The organism is Escherichia sp. 10290, assembly GCF_030295155.1.
Taxonomy (GTDB): domain Bacteria; phylum Pseudomonadota; class Gammaproteobacteria; order Enterobacterales; family Enterobacteriaceae; genus Escherichia; species Escherichia coli_F.
In genome coordinates this window covers 2935584-2951756 of sequence record NZ_AP025741.1, presented here as the reverse complement: position 1 = coordinate 2951756, position 16173 = coordinate 2935584, and the positions used below count along the sequence as shown (strand labels likewise).

The window sequence follows — 16173 nt, the reverse complement described above, 5'->3', positions numbered from 1 at the left end:
CACCGTAGTAGAGTGATACAGGAGTCAACAATGGAAATGACCAACGCGCAACGTCTTATTTTGTCTAACCAGTACAAGATGATGACTATGCTCGATCCGGCAAATGCTGAACGTTACCGTCGCCTGCAAACAATCATTGAGCGTGGTTATGGATTACAGATGCGTGAGCTGGATCGCGAGTTTGGCGAGCTGAAAGAAGAAACCTGCCGCACTATCATCGACATTATGGAGATGTATCATGCGTTGCATGTTTCCTGGTCTAATTTGCAGGACCAGCAATCCATCGATGAACGTCGTGTCACCTTCCTTGGCTTTGACGCCGCCACTGAAGCACGTTACCTCGGTTATGTGCGCTTTATGGTTAACGTGGAGGGGCGCTATACCCATTTTGACGCCGGAACTCACGGTTTTAACGCCCAGACGCCAATGTGGGAAAAATATCAGCGTATGCTTAATGTGTGGCATGCCTGCCCGCGTCAGTACCATCTGAGCGCCAACGAAATTAATCAAATTATCAACGCCTGAGGAGGCCCATGTGCGGTGCAAAGGTTTTCTGTTTGATCTTGATGGAACGCTGGTGGACTCCCTGCCTGCGGTAGAACGGGCGTGGAGCAACTGGGCCAGACGTCATGGGTTAGCGCCGGAAGAGGTGCTGGCTTTCATTCACGGTAAACAGGCCATCACCTCTTTGCGCCATTTTATGGTGGGCAAATCCGAGGCAGACATTGCTGCCGAATTTACGCGTCTGGAGCAAATCGAGGCCACGGAAACCGAAGGTATTACCGCACTTCCGGGGGCAGTCGCTTTACTCAATCATCTGAATAAAGTGGGGATTCCATGGGCCATTGTGACGTCTGGCTCCATGCCCGTAGCGCGAGCGCGCCACAAAATAGCCGGACTTCCCGCGCCAGAGGTGTTTGTGACCGCTGAGCGGGTGAAGCGCGGAAAACCAGAGCCTGATGCGTATCTCTTAGGCGCGCAGTTGTTGGGGCTTGCGCCGCAAGAGTGTGTGGTGGTGGAAGATGCTCCCGCTGGCGTGCTTTCAGGCCTGGCGGCGGGTTGTCATGTAATTGCGGTTAACGCTCCGGCAGATACCCCGCGCCTGAATGAGGTCGATTTAGTCCTCCACAGTCTGGAGCAAATTACTGTGATCAAACAGCCAAATGGTGATGTTATTATTCAGTGAAACACCTGATCATGATTTAGCCCCGTCTCGTCGGGGCTTTTTTATGGCAGAATCAAGTCATCCCCCTCAATTAACAAGGATAAGTTGTGAACGGTGAATTGATTTGGGTTCTTTCATTACTGGCCGTTGCCATCGTCTTGTTTGCGACGGGCAGAGTGCGTATGGATGCGGTCGCTTTGTTTGTTATTGTCGCGTTTGCATTAAGCGGAACGCTGACGGTCCCCGAAGTATTTTCCGGCTTTTCCGATCCTAACGTTGTCCTGATTGCCGCCTTGTTCATTATTGGCGATGGTTTGGTCCGTACCGGTGTGGCCACCGTAATGGGGACATGGCTGGTCAAAGTGGCAGGCAACAGTGAAATCAAAATGTTGGTTTTGTTGATGCTGACCGTCGCGGGGCTTGGCGCGTTTATGAGTTCAACCGGCGTTGTCGCTATCTTTATTCCCGTGGTGTTAAGCGTTGCCATGCGTATGCAAACGTCGCCGTCGCGCCTGATGATGCCGTTAAGTTTTGCCGGGCTGATAAGCGGCATGATGACGCTGGTGGCGACGCCGCCGAACCTGGTAGTCAACAGTGAATTGCTGCGTGAAGGCTATCATGGTTTTAGTTTCTTTAGCGTAACACCTATTGGCCTGGTCGTGCTGGTGCTGGGTATTTTGTATATGTTAGTGATGCGTTTCATGCTGAAAGGGGATACCCAAACTCCGCAACGCGAAGGCTGGACGCGTCGAACTTTTCGCGATCTTATCCGTGAATATCGACTTACCGGGCGTGCGCGTCGCCTGGCTATTCGCCCCGGTTCGCCAATGATTGGTCAACGGCTGGATGATCTCAAATTACGTGAGCGTTATGGTGCTAACGTCATCGGTGTTGAACGCTGGCGGCGTTTTCGTCGCGTTATCGTGAATGTTAACGGGGTTTCTGAATTTCGCGCGCGTGACGTTTTACTTATTGATATGTCTGCGGCTGATGTCGATCTCCGGCAATTCTGTAGTGAGCAATTGCTGGAGCCGATGGTACTGCGCGGCGAGTATTTTTCTGATCAAGCCCTTGATGTGGGCATGGCAGAGATTTCATTAATTCCTGAGTCAGAACTTATTGGCAAATCGGTGCGCGAAATTGGTTTTCGTACCCGTTACGGACTGAATGTGGTGGGGCTAAAGCGCAATGGCGTGGCGCTGGAAGGTTCGCTGGCGGATGAGCCTCTGCTGCTGGGCGATATCATCCTGGTTGTGGGTAACTGGAAACTGATCGGTATGCTGGCAAAACAGGGGCGTGACTTTGTGGCGCTGAACTTACCAGAAGAAGTGAGTGAAGCATCGCCAGCACACAGTCAGGCACCTCATGCCATTTTTTGCCTGGTGTTGATGGTAGCGTTAATGCTTACCGATGAAATCCCTAATCCTGTTGCCGCTATCATCGCCTGCCTGCTGATGGGGAAATTCCGTTGTATCGATGCTGAAAGCGCCTATAAATCCATTCACTGGCCGAGCATTATTTTGATCGTTGGGATGATGCCGTTTGCTGTGGCATTACAGAAAACGGGAGGTGTCGCGCTGGCAGTGAAAGGGCTGATGGACATTGGCGGCGGTTATGGGCCACATATGATGCTGGGTTGTTTGTTTGTCTTGTCGGCGGTTATTGGGCTATTTATCTCTAATACCGCAACGGCGGTGTTGATGGCTCCGATTGCGCTGGCTGCTGCCAAAACGATGGGTGTGTCGCCTTATCCATTTGCGATGGTCGTGGCGATGGCAGCATCCGCCGCCTTTATGACACCGGTTTCTTCACCTGTTAACACACTGGTTTTAGGCCCGGGAAATTACAGCTTCAGTGACTTTGTGAAGTTGGGGGTACCGTTCACCATTATCGTGATGGCGGTTTGTGTGGTGATGATCCCGATGCTGTTTCCGTTTTGACAAGAGCCTGATGTCGCATCCGGCGCTTATTGCCTGATGCGACGCAGACTCCGGCTGCTTACAGCGGTGAATCCTGGCTAATCTCATCGAGCGAAAGATGGAAGCTGGGAACAAAGACTTCCATGAAGTAGTCCATCTCCTGGCTGCGGCGCGCTTCAAGCGTCGCTTCCAGTCGCGTTTTTGCCAGCAAGAATTCATTATTTCCCGCCGCGAGTTCTTCCAGACATTTCAGATATGCACACAGTGCATCTGCCTGTTTCACCAGAGATTTCTCTTCATCGCTGTATGCATGCTCGTCAATTAACGGCGCAAAAATATCCTGCAGCTCTTCCGGAACCATATCGACCAGTTTTTGCTGAGCGATTTTTTCAATAGCCTTGTATTCCTGAGCGATTTGCGAATTGAAGTATTTCACCGGAGTAGGGAGATCGCCGGTGAGAACTTCTGAGACATCGTGGTACATCGCCAGTAAAGCGATACGTTCGGCGTTGACATTACCGCCAAATTTACGATTTTTGATAGCTGCCAGCGCATGGGCGACCATCGCTACCTGCAAACTGTGTTCGGACACATTTTCCGTCCGCACGTTGCGCATTAGTGGCCAGCGGTTAATGAGTTTCAGGCGGGAGAGATGGGCAAAAAAATGGCTCTGTTTCATAGTGACCTTACGTATGATGACATCATCAGGTCATTGTGGCGGGATAACACTGCCGGATGCAATCTCCGGCAGTGAAATTAAGATTACAGCTGATGATAACCAGAAAGGAAACGCGCGAACTTACTCAAAGACAGCTCGATATCATCAACACGTGGTAGCGTGACAATGCGGAAGTGATCCGGCCACGGCCAGTTGAATGCTGTCCCTTGAACCAGCAGGACTTTTTCCTGCAACAGGAAATCCAGCACCATTTTCTGGTCGTCGTGAATGTTAAAGCGTTTAGCGTCGATTTTCGGGAACATGTACAGCGCACCGCGCGGTTTCACGCAGGAAACGCCCGGAATATCGTTGATCAATTCCCACGCACGGTTACGCTGTTCATAAAGACGCCCGCCGGGTGTAATAAATTCACTGATGCTCTGATAACCGCCCAGCGCGGTTTGAATGGCGTGTTGCGCAGGAACGTTAGCACACAGGCGCATCGAAGCCAGCATTTCCAGACCTTCGATGTAACCTTTAGCGTGTTTTTTCGGCCCGTTCAGCACCATCCAACCCTGACGGAAGCCCGCAACGCGGTACGTTTTCGACAGTCCGTTAAAGGTTATGGTTAGCAGGTCTGGTGCCATCGCGGCAATTGAGTGATGCTCGGCGTCGTCATAGAGAATTTTGTCGTAAATTTCATCGGCGAAGATAATGAGATTATGCTGACGCGCAATCTCCACAATCTCCATTAAAAGCTCTTTGGAATAAACTGCGCCGGTTGGGTTATTTGGGTTGATAATAACGATTCCACGCGTACGAGGCGTAATTTTAGCGCGAATATCATCAAGGTCCGGGAACCAGTCAGAGGATTCATCGCAAAGATAATGCACCGCTTTACCGCTGGATAGCGAAACCGCCGCAGTCCAAAGAGGGTAATCAGGCGCAGGAACTAACATTTCGTCCCCGCTGTTCAGCAATGCCTGCATTGCCTGAACGATAAGCTCCGATACACCATTGCCGATGTAAATATCTTCCACGGTAACATCACGCATGCCACGAGCCTGGTAGTGCTGCATGATGGCTTTACGCGCGGAGTAAAGCCCTTTGGAATCGCAATACCCTTGAGCGGTAGGCAGGTTGCGAATCACGTCAACGAGGATTTCATCTGGCGCGTCAAAACCGAACGGGGCAGGATTGCCGATGTTCAGTTTCAGTACCTTGTTACCTTCTTCTTCCAGGCGTTTTGCTTCTTTCAGCACCGGACCACGGATGTCGTAACAGACATTCTCTAATTTGCTGGATTTTTCAATGGGGGACATGAATCTTGACCTTTTTTGCTGTTATCGCCACTCCCTGCCGTGGAAGTCAGCTTAGAACAATGTACTCCCCCAGGACGGCGTTTTGAAGGTCTGCAGAATAAGATTTTGCCAGAGGGGAAGGCTTGATTGTGCTGTTAATAACTTAATAATGGCAAAATAATTAGGTGTATATGCTTAATAATTAATGTTATGTAGTTAATTGTTCTGATTCTTAATTGTGGGTGTGGTTTTTTTATCTGTAAGATAATTGTTTGAAAATGCCTCGTTTAAGAATTCACTAATGAATCGTGATGATGATATTTCCGCATTACGGAGAGTTTAACAGCGTGATGATTTCCGAGGTGTCGTAATGGGGGCAAGGTGTGAAACTATTGTTAAGCGGGATTAATGAATGAGGATGATGCTAATTAATTATTATTTAATATTCAAAAAGGTTTTGTTGTGCTTATTAATAATAGAAGATTACTTTGCCTAACATAACATAACTTTGCATCAGATAATTCGCAATGACCCTTATAAATAAAAGGTTTTTGGGGTAAAATGCTCGCATAAATGACGGATCCCTGCTCTTGATGCCGCCTCACCATTGCTGTTTGTACGTGTTCGCGTATGACCAGCGATGCTGCACGAGAGTGGAACAAGGACTCACATTTACATTTATACAAACACGCGCATGTCATAAATACAAAAGAGTGAGTAACTTAATAGATATGCGATTCCTGAAGATATATTCTGTGATCTACTTCAGGCATTATAACGGAACAATGTGAGTCGCTTTTTTAGTGCAACTCATATGCATTTTTACTTTCGTCCGGGTTCCGGATGAAACTGCCAGGGAGGCACATTACAAATGGAATTGCTTGTTTGTGTGTGCACAGCATTAACCAGCTCAGTACGAGCCGCCAGTAAGTGATAATATATGATAAGTGCAAATCGTCCGATAATTAACCTCGACCTCGATCTGCTGAGAACATTTGTTGCTGTTGCCGATCTGAACACTTTTGCTGCCGCAGCTGCCGCTGTGTGTCGTACTCAGTCCGCCGTAAGTCAGCAAATGCAGCGTCTGGAACAACTCGTTGGGAAAGAACTGTTCGCTCGTCACGGTCGCAACAAACTGTTAACTGAACATGGCATTCAACTTCTTGGTTACGCCAGGAAAATCCTGCGTTTTAATGATGAGGCCTGCTCATCATTAATGTTCAGCAATCTTCAGGGCGTGTTAACTATCGGTGCTTCAGATGAATCTGCCGATACGATCTTACCTTTCCTGTTAAATCGCGTGAGTTCGGTTTATCCGAAACTAGCGCTGGATGTCCGCGTTAAACGTAATGCCTATATGGCAGAAATGCTGGAATCCCAGGAAGTGGATTTGATGGTAACCACCCATCGTCCTTCAACGTTTAAGGCATTGAACCTGCGTACCTCGCCAACACACTGGTACTGCGCAGCGGAATACGTATTGCAAAAAGGCGAGCCGATCCCTCTTGTATTGCTGGATGATCCTAGCCCGTTTCGCGATATGGTGCTGGCGACGCTTAATAAAGCAGATATTCCATGGCGACTGGCTTATGTCGCCTCGACGCTTCCGGCCGTTCGTGCGGCAGTGAAAGCCGGTCTTGGCGTGACGGCAAGGCCGGTCGAGATGATGAGTCCAGACCTGCGTGTGCTGAGTGGAGTAGATGGCTTACCGCCGCTACCCGATACCGAATATTTGCTGTGCTATGACCCGTCCAGTAATAATGAGCTGGCCCAGGTGATCTATCAGGCGATGGAGAGCTACCATAATCCGTGGCAATACAGCCCAATGTCTGCTCCGGAAGGCGATGACTCATTGTTAATTGAAAGGGATATCGAGTAATCGATGGACCATAGATAATTTCTAAGACAATAGTGTAAAAACGAGCCGCTGGGGGTGTTTTAAACCCCAGCGGCTTTTTTTTAGTAAAAAGCCTTCCTCGTATCGTGCAGAACGCACAAAACTGTTCATTTTTCAATCACCAGAGATTCACGTCCCGAACGCACAAATAATCGCCTGAAAAAAATCACCTGCTACAATGATGTTAAAAAATACGTAAATTTGTTGCTGCGTTTTTGTTATGGAATGACAAAAGCGTGTCACAGATCAAGAAAATACTCTCTTTTGGGGGGAGGAATCGACACAAATTCCTGTCAAAATAGACCCGTATTTTTTCCATTGCTTCACAACGGACACGATTCAACAACATCTAATTATCCTGGAGTCGTCAAGGATCTGGGGTGAAAGGGCATTAAATGCTAATGGTGTTGATATTATGTAAACTAATGTGAAGAAACTTTTGTTAAAGTTGACAAAAGGTTATAGAAAGGAGTAAAAGACCACATCAATTAGCTGTATAAAAGAGTTTCTACAGTGATTGTAAGGTTTTTTTTATTCCTCCCCATGAATCGATGTGGCGTCCATCTGCCGTGAAGAGCAGTGAATCTGGCGCTACTTTTGATGAGTAAGCAATGAGTATGTCAACATCCACTGAAGTCATCGCTCATCACTGGGCATTCGCTATCTTTCTTATCGTTGCCATTGGCCTGTGTTGCCTGATGCTGGTAGGCGGTTGGTTTTTAGGCGGTCGCGCACGCGCGAGGTCGAAAAACGTTCCGTTTGAATCCGGTATCGACTCGGTCGGCTCCGCCCGCTTACGCCTGTCCGCCAAGTTTTATCTGGTGGCCATGTTCTTCGTTATCTTCGACGTTGAAGCGCTGTATCTGTTCGCATGGTCAACTTCTATCCGCGAAAGCGGCTGGGTAGGCTTTGTGGAAGCTGCAATTTTTATTTTTGTGTTACTGGCAGGTCTGGTTTATCTGGTGCGTATTGGCGCGCTGGACTGGACGCCCGCGCGTTCACGCCGCGAGCGTATGAACCCGGAAACGAACAGTATCGCTAATCGTCAACGCTAACCGCGAGGCATTAAGATGGATTATACGCTCACCCGCATAGATCCCAACGGTGAGAACGACCGTTACCCCCTGCAAAAGCAGGAGATCGTAACCGACCCTCTGGAGCAAGAAGTTAACAAAAACGTGTTTATGGGCAAGCTCAATGACATGGTTAACTGGGGTCGTAAAAACTCAATTTGGCCGTATAACTTCGGTCTTTCCTGCTGTTACGTTGAGATGGTGACTTCGTTTACCGCGGTGCATGACGTGGCACGTTTTGGCGCAGAAGTATTGCGTGCTTCGCCGCGTCAGGCTGACCTGATGGTGGTTGCAGGAACCTGCTTTACCAAAATGGCACCGGTTATTCAGCGTCTGTATGACCAGATGCTGGAACCAAAATGGGTTATCTCAATGGGGGCCTGTGCCAACTCTGGCGGTATGTACGATATTTATTCCGTTGTGCAGGGCGTCGATAAATTCATTCCGGTTGATGTGTATATCCCGGGCTGCCCGCCACGTCCTGAAGCGTACATGCAGGCATTGATGCTGTTGCAGGAATCTATCGGCAAAGAACGTCGTCCGCTCTCATGGGTGGTTGGCGATCAGGGCGTTTATCGCGCCAACATGCAATCAGAGCGCGAACGCAAGCGCGGTGAACGCATTGCCGTTACCAACCTGCGTACACCTGACGAGATTTAATTTGCGCCTGTCGGCAAAGGGATTTTTCTTCGCTTATTCCTAAATCTATTTCGCGAAGCTTACTGCGCCGACAGTCACCACGGACCATTTGCAATGGTGAACAATATGACCGACTTAACCGCGCAAGAACCCGCCTGGCAGACCCGCGATCATCTTGATGATCCGGTGATTGGCGAACTGCGCAACCGTTTTGGGCCGGATGCCTTTACTGTTCAGGCGACTCGCACCGGGGTTCCCGTTGTGTGGATCAAGCGTGAACAATTACTGGAAGTGGGTGATTTCTTAAAGAAACTGCCGAAACCTTACGTCATGCTGTTTGACTTACACGGCATGGACGAACGTCTGCGCACACACCGCGAAGGGTTACCTGCCGCGGATTTTTCCGTTTTCTACCATCTGATATCTATTGATCGTAACCGCGACATCATGCTGAAGGTGGCGCTGGCAGAAAACGACCTGCACGTACCGACCTTCACCAAGCTGTTCCCGAACGCTAACTGGTATGAGCGTGAAACCTGGGATCTGTTTGGCATTACTTTCGACGGTCACCCCAATTTGCGCCGCATCATGATGCCGCAAACCTGGAAAGGTCACCCGCTGCGTAAAGATTACCCGGCGCGCGCTACCGAATTCTCGCCGTTTGAGCTGACCAAAGCCAAACAGGATCTGGAGATGGAAGCCCTGACCTTCAAACCGGAAGAGTGGGGGATGAAGCGCGGCACCGAAAATGAAGACTTCATGTTCCTCAACCTCGGTCCGAACCACCCGTCGGCGCACGGTGCTTTCCGTATCGTTTTGCAGCTCGATGGCGAAGAGATTGTCGACTGCGTACCAGACATCGGTTACCACCACCGTGGCGCGGAGAAAATGGGCGAGCGCCAGTCATGGCACAGCTACATTCCGTATACCGACCGTATCGAATATCTCGGTGGCTGTGTTAACGAGATGCCGTATGTACTGGCGGTAGAGAAACTGGCCGGGATCACCGTACCAGATCGCGTTAACGTCATTCGCGTAATGCTTTCTGAGCTGTTCCGCATCAACAGCCACCTGCTGTATATCTCGACCTTTATTCAGGATGTCGGCGCGATGACGCCAGTGTTCTTCGCCTTTACCGATCGTCAGAAAATTTACGATCTGGTGGAAGCAATCACTGGTTTCCGTATGCACCCGGCGTGGTTCCGTATTGGCGGCGTAGCGCACGACCTGCCGCGTGGCTGGGATCGCCTGCTGCGTGAGTTCCTCGACTGGATGCCGAAACGTCTGGCGTCTTATGAGAAAGCGGCGCTGCAAAACACCATTTTGAAAGGCCGTTCCCAGGGCGTAGCCGCCTACGGCGCGAAAGAGGCGCTGGAGTGGGGCACCACCGGTGCTGGTTTGCGCGCTACCGGGATCGACTTCGATGTGCGTAAGGCGCGTCCTTATTCTGGCTATGAAAACTTCGACTTTGAAATCCCGGTTGGTGGTGGTGTTTCTGACTGCTACACCCGCGTAATGCTGAAAGTGGAAGAACTGCGTCAGAGTCTGCGCATTCTTGAGCAGTGCCTCAACAACATGCCGGAAGGCCCGTTCAAAGCGGATCACCCGCTGACCACGCCGCCGCCGAAAGAGCGCACGTTGCAACATATCGAAACCCTGATCACCCACTTCCTGCAAGTGTCGTGGGGGCCGGTGATGCCTGCCAATGAATCTTTCCAGATGATTGAGGCGACCAAAGGGATCAACAGTTACTACCTGACCAGCGACGGCAGCACCATGAGTTATCGCACCCGTATCCGTACGCCGAGTTATGCGCATTTGCAGCAAATTCCGGCGGCGATCCGCGGCAGCCTGGTGTCTGACCTGATTGTTTATCTGGGCAGTATCGATTTTGTTATGTCAGATGTGGACCGCTAATTATGCACGAGAATCAACAACCACAAACCGAGGCTTTTGAGCTGAGTGCGGCTGAGCGTGAAGCGATTGAGCACGAGATGCACCACTACGAAGACCCGCGTGCGGCGTCCATTGAAGCGCTGAAAATCGTTCAGAAACAGCGTGGATGGGTGCCAGACGGCGCGATCCACGCGATCGCTGACGTTCTGGGTATTCCCGCAAGTGATGTCGAAGGCGTGGCTACTTTCTACAGCCAGATCTTCCGCCAGCCGGTTGGTCGCCATGTGATCCGTTATTGCGACAGCGTGGTCTGTCACATTAACGGTTACCAGGGCATTCAGGCGGCGCTGGAGAAAAAACTGAACATCAAACCAGGGCAAACGACGTTTGACGGTCGCTTTACGCTGCTGCCAACTTGCTGCCTGGGGAACTGCGACAAAGGGCCAAACATGATGATCGATGAGGACACTCACGCGCATCTGACTCCGGAAGCGATTCCTGAACTGCTGGAGCGGTATAAATGAAAAACATTATCCGTACTCCCGAAACGCATCCGCTGACCTGGCGTCTGCGTGATGACAAACAGCCAGTGTGGCTGGACGAATATCGCAGCAAAAACGGTTACGAAGGCGCGCGTAAGGCGCTGACCGGGCTGTCTCCGGACGAGATCGTCAATCAGGTTAAAGACGCTGGCCTGAAAGGGCGCGGCGGTGCGGGCTTCTCGACTGGCCTGAAATGGAGCCTGATGCCGAAAGACGAATCCATGAACATCCGTTACCTGCTGTGTAACGCCGATGAAATGGAGCCGGGCACTTATAAAGACCGCCTGCTGATGGAGCAACTGCCGCACCTGCTGGTGGAAGGTATGCTCATCTCCGCATTTGCGCTGAAAGCTTACCGTGGCTACATCTTCTTGCGTGGCGAATATATCGAGGCGGCAGTGAATCTGCGCCGTGCCATTGCCGAAGCCACCGAAGCAGGGCTGCTCGGCAAAAACATTATGGGAACAGGTTTCGATTTCGAACTGTTCGTCCATACCGGGGCAGGGCGCTACATCTGCGGGGAAGAAACAGCGTTAATCAACTCCCTGGAAGGGCGTCGCGCTAACCCACGCTCGAAGCCCCCCTTCCCGGCAACCTCTGGCGTTTGGGGCAAACCGACCTGTGTCAACAACGTCGAAACCCTGTGTAACGTTCCGGCGATCCTCGCTAACGGCGTGGAGTGGTATCAGAACATCTCGAAAAGCAAAGATGCTGGCACCAAGCTGATGGGCTTCTCCGGTCGGGTGAAAAATCCGGGCCTGTGGGAACTGCCGTTCGGCACTACCGCACGCGAGATCCTCGAAGATTACGCCGGTGGTATGCGTGACGGCCTAAAATTCAAAGCCTGGCAGCCAGGCGGTGCGGGCACTGACTTCCTGACCGAAGCGCACCTTGATCTGCCGATGGAATTCGAAAGTATCGGTAAAGCGGGCAGCCGTCTGGGTACGGCGCTGGCGATGGCGGTTGATCACGAGATCAACATGGTGTCGCTGGTACGAAACCTGGAAGAGTTTTTCGCCCGTGAGTCCTGCGGCTGGTGTACGCCGTGCCGTGATGGTCTGCCGTGGAGCGTGAAAATTCTGCGCGCGCTGGAGCGTGGCGAAGGTCAGCCGGGTGATATCGAAACACTTGAGCAACTGTGTCGATTCTTGGGTCCGGGTAAAACTTTCTGTGCCCACGCACCTGGTGCAGTGGAGCCGTTACAGAGCGCCATCAAATATTTCCGCGAAGAATTTGAGGCGGGAATCAAACAGCCGTTCAGCAATACCCATTTGATTAATGGGATTCAGCCGAACCTGCTGAAAGAGCGCTGGTAACCGAATTTCGATTAACGCTCAGTCTCTGACTGAGAAAACTGGAAGCATGCTAATGGCTACAATTCATGTAGACGGCAAAGAATATGAGGTTAACGGAGCGGACAACCTGCTGGAAGCTTGTCTGTCTCTGGGCCTTGATATTCCTTACTTTTGCTGGCATCCGGCGCTGGGAAGCGTCGGTGCTTGCCGCCAGTGTGCGGTGAAGCAATACCAAAACGCGGAAGACACGCGTGGTCGCCTGGTGATGTCCTGTATGACACCGGCTTCCGATGGCACCTTTATTTCCATTGACGACGAAGAAGCGAAACAGTTCCGTGAAAGCGTGGTCGAGTGGTTGATGACCAACCACCCGCACGATTGTCCGGTATGTGAAGAGGGCGGTAACTGCCATCTTCAGGATATGACCGTGATGACCGGACACAGCTTCCGTCGCTACCGTTTCACCAAACGTACCCACCGCAATCAGGATCTGGGGCCGTTCATCTCTCACGAAATGAACCGTTGCATCGCCTGCTACCGCTGCGTGCGTTACTACAAAGATTACGCTGACGGTACAGATCTGGGCGTTTACGGTGCACATGACAACGTCTACTTCGGTCGCCCGGAAGACGGCACCCTGGAAAGCGAATTCTCCGGTAACCTGGTCGAAATTTGCCCGACCGGCGTATTCACCGACAAAACGCACTCCGAGCGTTATAACCGTAAATGGGATATGCAGTTTGCGCCGAGCATCTGCCAGCAATGTTCCATCGGCTGTAACATCAGCCCCGGCGAGCGTTATGGCGAACTGCGTCGTATCGAAAACCGTTACAACGGTACGGTAAACCACTACTTCCTCTGCGACCGAGGTCGTTTCGGTTACGGCTACGTCAACCTGAAAGACCGTCCGCGTCAGCCAGTACAGCGTCGTGGCGATGATTTCATTACCCTCAACGCCGAACAGGCAATGCAGGGCGCGGCAGATATTCTGCGTCAGTCGAAGAAAGTCATCGGCATCGGTTCTCCGCGTGCCAGCGTGGAAAGCAACTTTGCGCTGCGTGAGCTGGTGGGCGAAGAAAACTTCTACACCGGTATCGCTCACGGTGAGCAGGAACGTCTGCAACTGGCGCTAAAAGTGCTGCGCGAAGGCGGCATTTATACTCCGGCCTTACGCGAAATTGAATCTTACGATGCGGTACTGGTGCTGGGCGAAGACGTTACCCAGACCGGCGCGCGCGTTGCGCTGGCAGTGCGTCAGGCGGTGAAAGGTAAAGCACGCGAAATGGCGGCAGCACAAAAAGTGGCTGACTGGCAGATTGCGGCAATCCTCAACATTGGCCAACGTGCGAAGCATCCGCTGTTTGTGACTAACGTTGATGACACCCGTTTGGATGATATCGCGGCGTGGACTTACCGCGCACCGGTTGAAGATCAGGCGCGTTTAGGTTTTGCCATTGCTCATGCGTTGGATAACTCCGCGCCAGCGGTTGAGGGTATCGAGCCTGAACTGCAAAGCAAAATCGACGTCATCGTGCAGGCACTGGCAGGTGCGAAGAAACCGTTAATTATCTCCGGGACAAACGCTGGTAGCGCTGAAGTGATTCAGGCAGCGGCTAACGTGGCGAAAGCCCTGAAAGGTCGCGGCGCTGACGTCGGTATCACCATGATTGCCCGTTCCGTCAACAGCATGGGGCTGGGCATTATGGGCGGTGGATCGCTTGAAGAAGCGTTGACCGAACTGGAAACCGGACGCGCCGACGCGGTGGTGGTGCTGGAGAACGATCTGCATCGTCACGCTTCCGCTACCCGCGTGAATGCTGCGCTGGCGAAAGCGCCGCTGGTGATGGTGGTTGACCATCAACGCACAGCGATTATGGAAAACGCCCATCTGGTACTTTCCGCCGCCAGCTTTGCTGAAAGCGACGGTACGGTGATCAACAACGAAGGCCGCGCCCAACGTTTCTTCCAGGTTTACGATCCGGCTTATTACGACAGCAAAACTGTGATGCTGGAAAGCTGGCGCTGGCTGCACTCGCTGCACAGTACCCTGCTGAGCCGTGAAGTGGACTGGACGCAGCTCGACCATGTGATTGACGCCGTTGTGGCGAAAATCCCGGAACTGGCGGGAATCAAAGATGCTGCGCCGGATGCGACATTCCGTATTCGTGGTCAGAAACTGGCCCGTGAGCCGCACCGTTACAGTGGTCGTACCGCCATGCGCGCCAACATCAGCGTTCATGAGCCGCGTCAGCCGCAGGATATTGACACCATGTTCACCTTCTCAATGGAGGGTAACAACCAGCCGACCGCGCACCGTTCGCAAGTGCCGTTTGCCTGGGCGCCGGGCTGGAACTCCCCGCAGGCGTGGAACAAATTCCAGGACGAAGTGGGCGGCAAACTGCGTTTTGGCGATCCGGGCGTGCGTCTGTTTGAAACCAGCGAAAACGGTCTGGATTACTTCACCAGCGTACCGGCACGCTTCCAGCCGCAGGAAGGGAAATGGCGTATCGCGCCGTACTACCACTTGTTTGGCAGCGATGAATTGTCACAGCGTGCTCCGGTCTTCCAGAGCCGTATGCCGCAGCCGTACATCAAACTCAACCCCGCGGATGCCGCGAAGTTGGGGGTGAACGGGGGTACACGCGTCTCCTTTAGTTACGATGGCAACACGGTCACGCTGCCGGTTGAAATCGCCGAAGGACTGACGGCAGGGCAGGTGGGCTTGCCGATGGGCATGTCCGGCATTGCTCCGGTGCTGGCTGGCGCGCATCTTGAGGATCTCAAGGAGGCACAACAATGAGTTGGATATCACCGGAACTGATTGAGATCCTGCTGACCATCCTCAAAGCGGTGGTGATCCTGCTGGTGGTTGTCACCTGCGGGGCATTCATGAGCTTTGGCGAACGTCGCCTGCTGGGTCTGTTCCAGAACCGTTACGGACCTAACCGTGTTGGCTGGGGCGGTTCGCTCCAGCTGGTCGCGGACATGATCAAAATGTTCTTTAAAGAAGACTGGATCCCGAAATTCTCGGATCGCGTCATCTTTACTCTGGCACCGATGATTGCCTTTACCTCGCTGCTGCTGGCCTTTGCGATTGTACCAGTCAGTCCGGGTTGGGTGGTTGCCGACCTGAACATCGGGATTTTGTTCTTCCTGATGATGGCAGGTCTGGCGGTTTACGCGGTGCTGTTTGCGGGCTGGTCAAGTAACAACAAATACTCGCTGCTGGGTGCGATGCGTGCTTCTGCGCAGACCCTGAGCTACGAAGTGTTCCTCGGGCTTTCCCTGATGGGCGTGGTGGCGCAGGCCGGTTCATTCAACATGACCGACATCGTTAACAGCCAGGCGCACGTGTGGAACGTCATCCCGCAATTCTTTGGTTTTATTACCTTTGCCATCGCGGGCGTGGCGGTGTGTCACCGTCACCCGTTTGACCAGCCGGAAGCCGAGCAGGAACTGGCGGATGGTTACCACATTGAGTATTCCGGCATGAAGTTCGGACTGTTCTTCGTGGGCGAATACATCGGGATTGTGACCATCTCCGCATTGATGGTGACGCTGTTCTTCGGTGGCTGGCAAGGCCCGTTCTTACCGCCATTCATCTGGTTCGCGCTGAAAACCGCGTTCTTTATGATGATGTTCATTTTGATTCGTGCGTCGTTACCGCGTCCGCGTTATGACCAGGTAATGTCCTTCGGCTGGAAAATCTGTCTGCCGCTGACGCTGATCAACTTGCTGGTAACGGCGGCTGTCATTCTCTGGCAGGCGCAATAAGGGGCACTAAGACC

Annotated in this window: 13 protein-coding genes; 11 read left to right on the top strand and 2 right to left on the bottom strand. The window is 52.1% G+C overall.

The window, feature by feature from the left end; translation table 11 throughout:
* Positions 1 to 30: 30 nt before the first annotated feature.
* From QUE74_RS14855 to QUE74_RS14845, 3 genes are all read left to right on the top strand, one after another.
* Complete coding sequence (locus QUE74_RS14855) at positions 31 to 525, top strand: YfbU family protein (protein ID WP_000426124.1); 495 nt, start codon at positions 31 to 33, stop codon at positions 523 to 525.
* Positions 526 to 535: 10 nt separating this feature from the next.
* Complete coding sequence (hxpA, locus tag QUE74_RS14850; protein WP_001203411.1) at positions 536 to 1186, top strand: hexitol phosphatase HxpA; 651 nt, start codon at positions 536 to 538, stop codon at positions 1184 to 1186.
* Positions 1187 to 1272: 86 nt separating this feature from the next.
* The gene (locus QUE74_RS14845; protein ID WP_001012899.1) at positions 1273 to 3105 is read left to right on the top strand and encodes an SLC13 family permease; all 1833 of its coding nucleotides are present in this window, start codon (positions 1273 to 1275) and stop codon (positions 3103 to 3105) included.
* 58 nt (positions 3106 to 3163) lie between these two features.
* Here the strand turns inward: QUE74_RS14845 and yfbR are convergent, their stop codons facing one another.
* Both yfbR and alaA read right to left on the bottom strand, forming a co-directional pair.
* Complete coding sequence (gene yfbR / locus QUE74_RS14840) at positions 3164 to 3763, bottom strand: 5'-deoxynucleotidase (RefSeq protein ID WP_000813867.1); 600 nt, start codon at positions 3761 to 3763, stop codon at positions 3164 to 3166.
* 83 nt (positions 3764 to 3846) lie between these two features.
* Positions 3847 to 5064 carry an alanine transaminase AlaA gene (alaA, locus tag QUE74_RS14835; RefSeq protein ID WP_000074523.1) on the bottom strand — a complete coding sequence of 406 codons (1218 nt, stop codon included), beginning with the start codon at positions 5062 to 5064 and terminating at the stop codon, positions 3847 to 3849.
* Between the two features lie 919 nt (positions 5065 to 5983).
* Between alaA and lrhA the strand changes: the two genes are divergently transcribed.
* From lrhA to nuoH, 8 genes are all read left to right on the top strand, one after another.
* Entirely contained in the window at positions 5984 to 6922 is a 939-nt protein-coding gene (gene lrhA / locus QUE74_RS14830) for a transcriptional regulator LrhA (protein WP_000622290.1), read from the top strand.
* A gap of 629 nt (positions 6923 to 7551) precedes the next feature.
* Positions 7552 to 7995 (top strand): NADH-quinone oxidoreductase subunit NuoA, encoded by a 444-nt coding sequence (nuoA, locus tag QUE74_RS14825; protein ID WP_000062997.1) that lies wholly within the window; start codon positions 7552 to 7554, stop codon positions 7993 to 7995.
* A gap of 15 nt (positions 7996 to 8010) precedes the next feature.
* Complete coding sequence (gene nuoB / locus QUE74_RS14820) at positions 8011 to 8673, top strand: NADH-quinone oxidoreductase subunit NuoB (RefSeq protein WP_000386733.1); 663 nt, start codon at positions 8011 to 8013, stop codon at positions 8671 to 8673.
* Positions 8674 to 8766: 93 nt separating this feature from the next.
* Positions 8767 to 10569, top strand: coding sequence for an NADH-quinone oxidoreductase subunit C/D (gene nuoC / locus QUE74_RS14815; protein ID WP_000247878.1), 1803 nt, complete (start codon positions 8767 to 8769; stop codon positions 10567 to 10569).
* Positions 10570 to 10571: 2 nt separating this feature from the next.
* Entirely contained in the window at positions 10572 to 11072 is a 501-nt protein-coding gene (gene nuoE / locus QUE74_RS14810) for an NADH-quinone oxidoreductase subunit NuoE (RefSeq protein ID WP_000545042.1), read from the top strand.
* Positions 11069 to 12406 carry an NADH-quinone oxidoreductase subunit NuoF gene (gene nuoF, locus QUE74_RS14805; RefSeq protein WP_000789502.1) on the top strand — a complete coding sequence of 446 codons (1338 nt, stop codon included), beginning with the start codon at positions 11069 to 11071 and terminating at the stop codon, positions 12404 to 12406. Before nuoE ends, nuoF begins: the two co-directional genes overlap by 4 nt.
* A 52-nt stretch (positions 12407 to 12458) precedes the next feature.
* Complete coding sequence (gene nuoG / locus QUE74_RS14800; RefSeq protein ID WP_001354793.1) at positions 12459 to 15185, top strand: NADH-quinone oxidoreductase subunit NuoG; 2727 nt, start codon at positions 12459 to 12461, stop codon at positions 15183 to 15185.
* Positions 15182 to 16159, top strand: coding sequence for an NADH-quinone oxidoreductase subunit NuoH (gene nuoH / locus QUE74_RS14795; RefSeq protein ID WP_000118503.1), 978 nt, complete (start codon positions 15182 to 15184; stop codon positions 16157 to 16159). Before nuoG ends, nuoH begins: the two co-directional genes overlap by 4 nt.
* Positions 16160 to 16173: the final 14 nt, after the last annotated feature.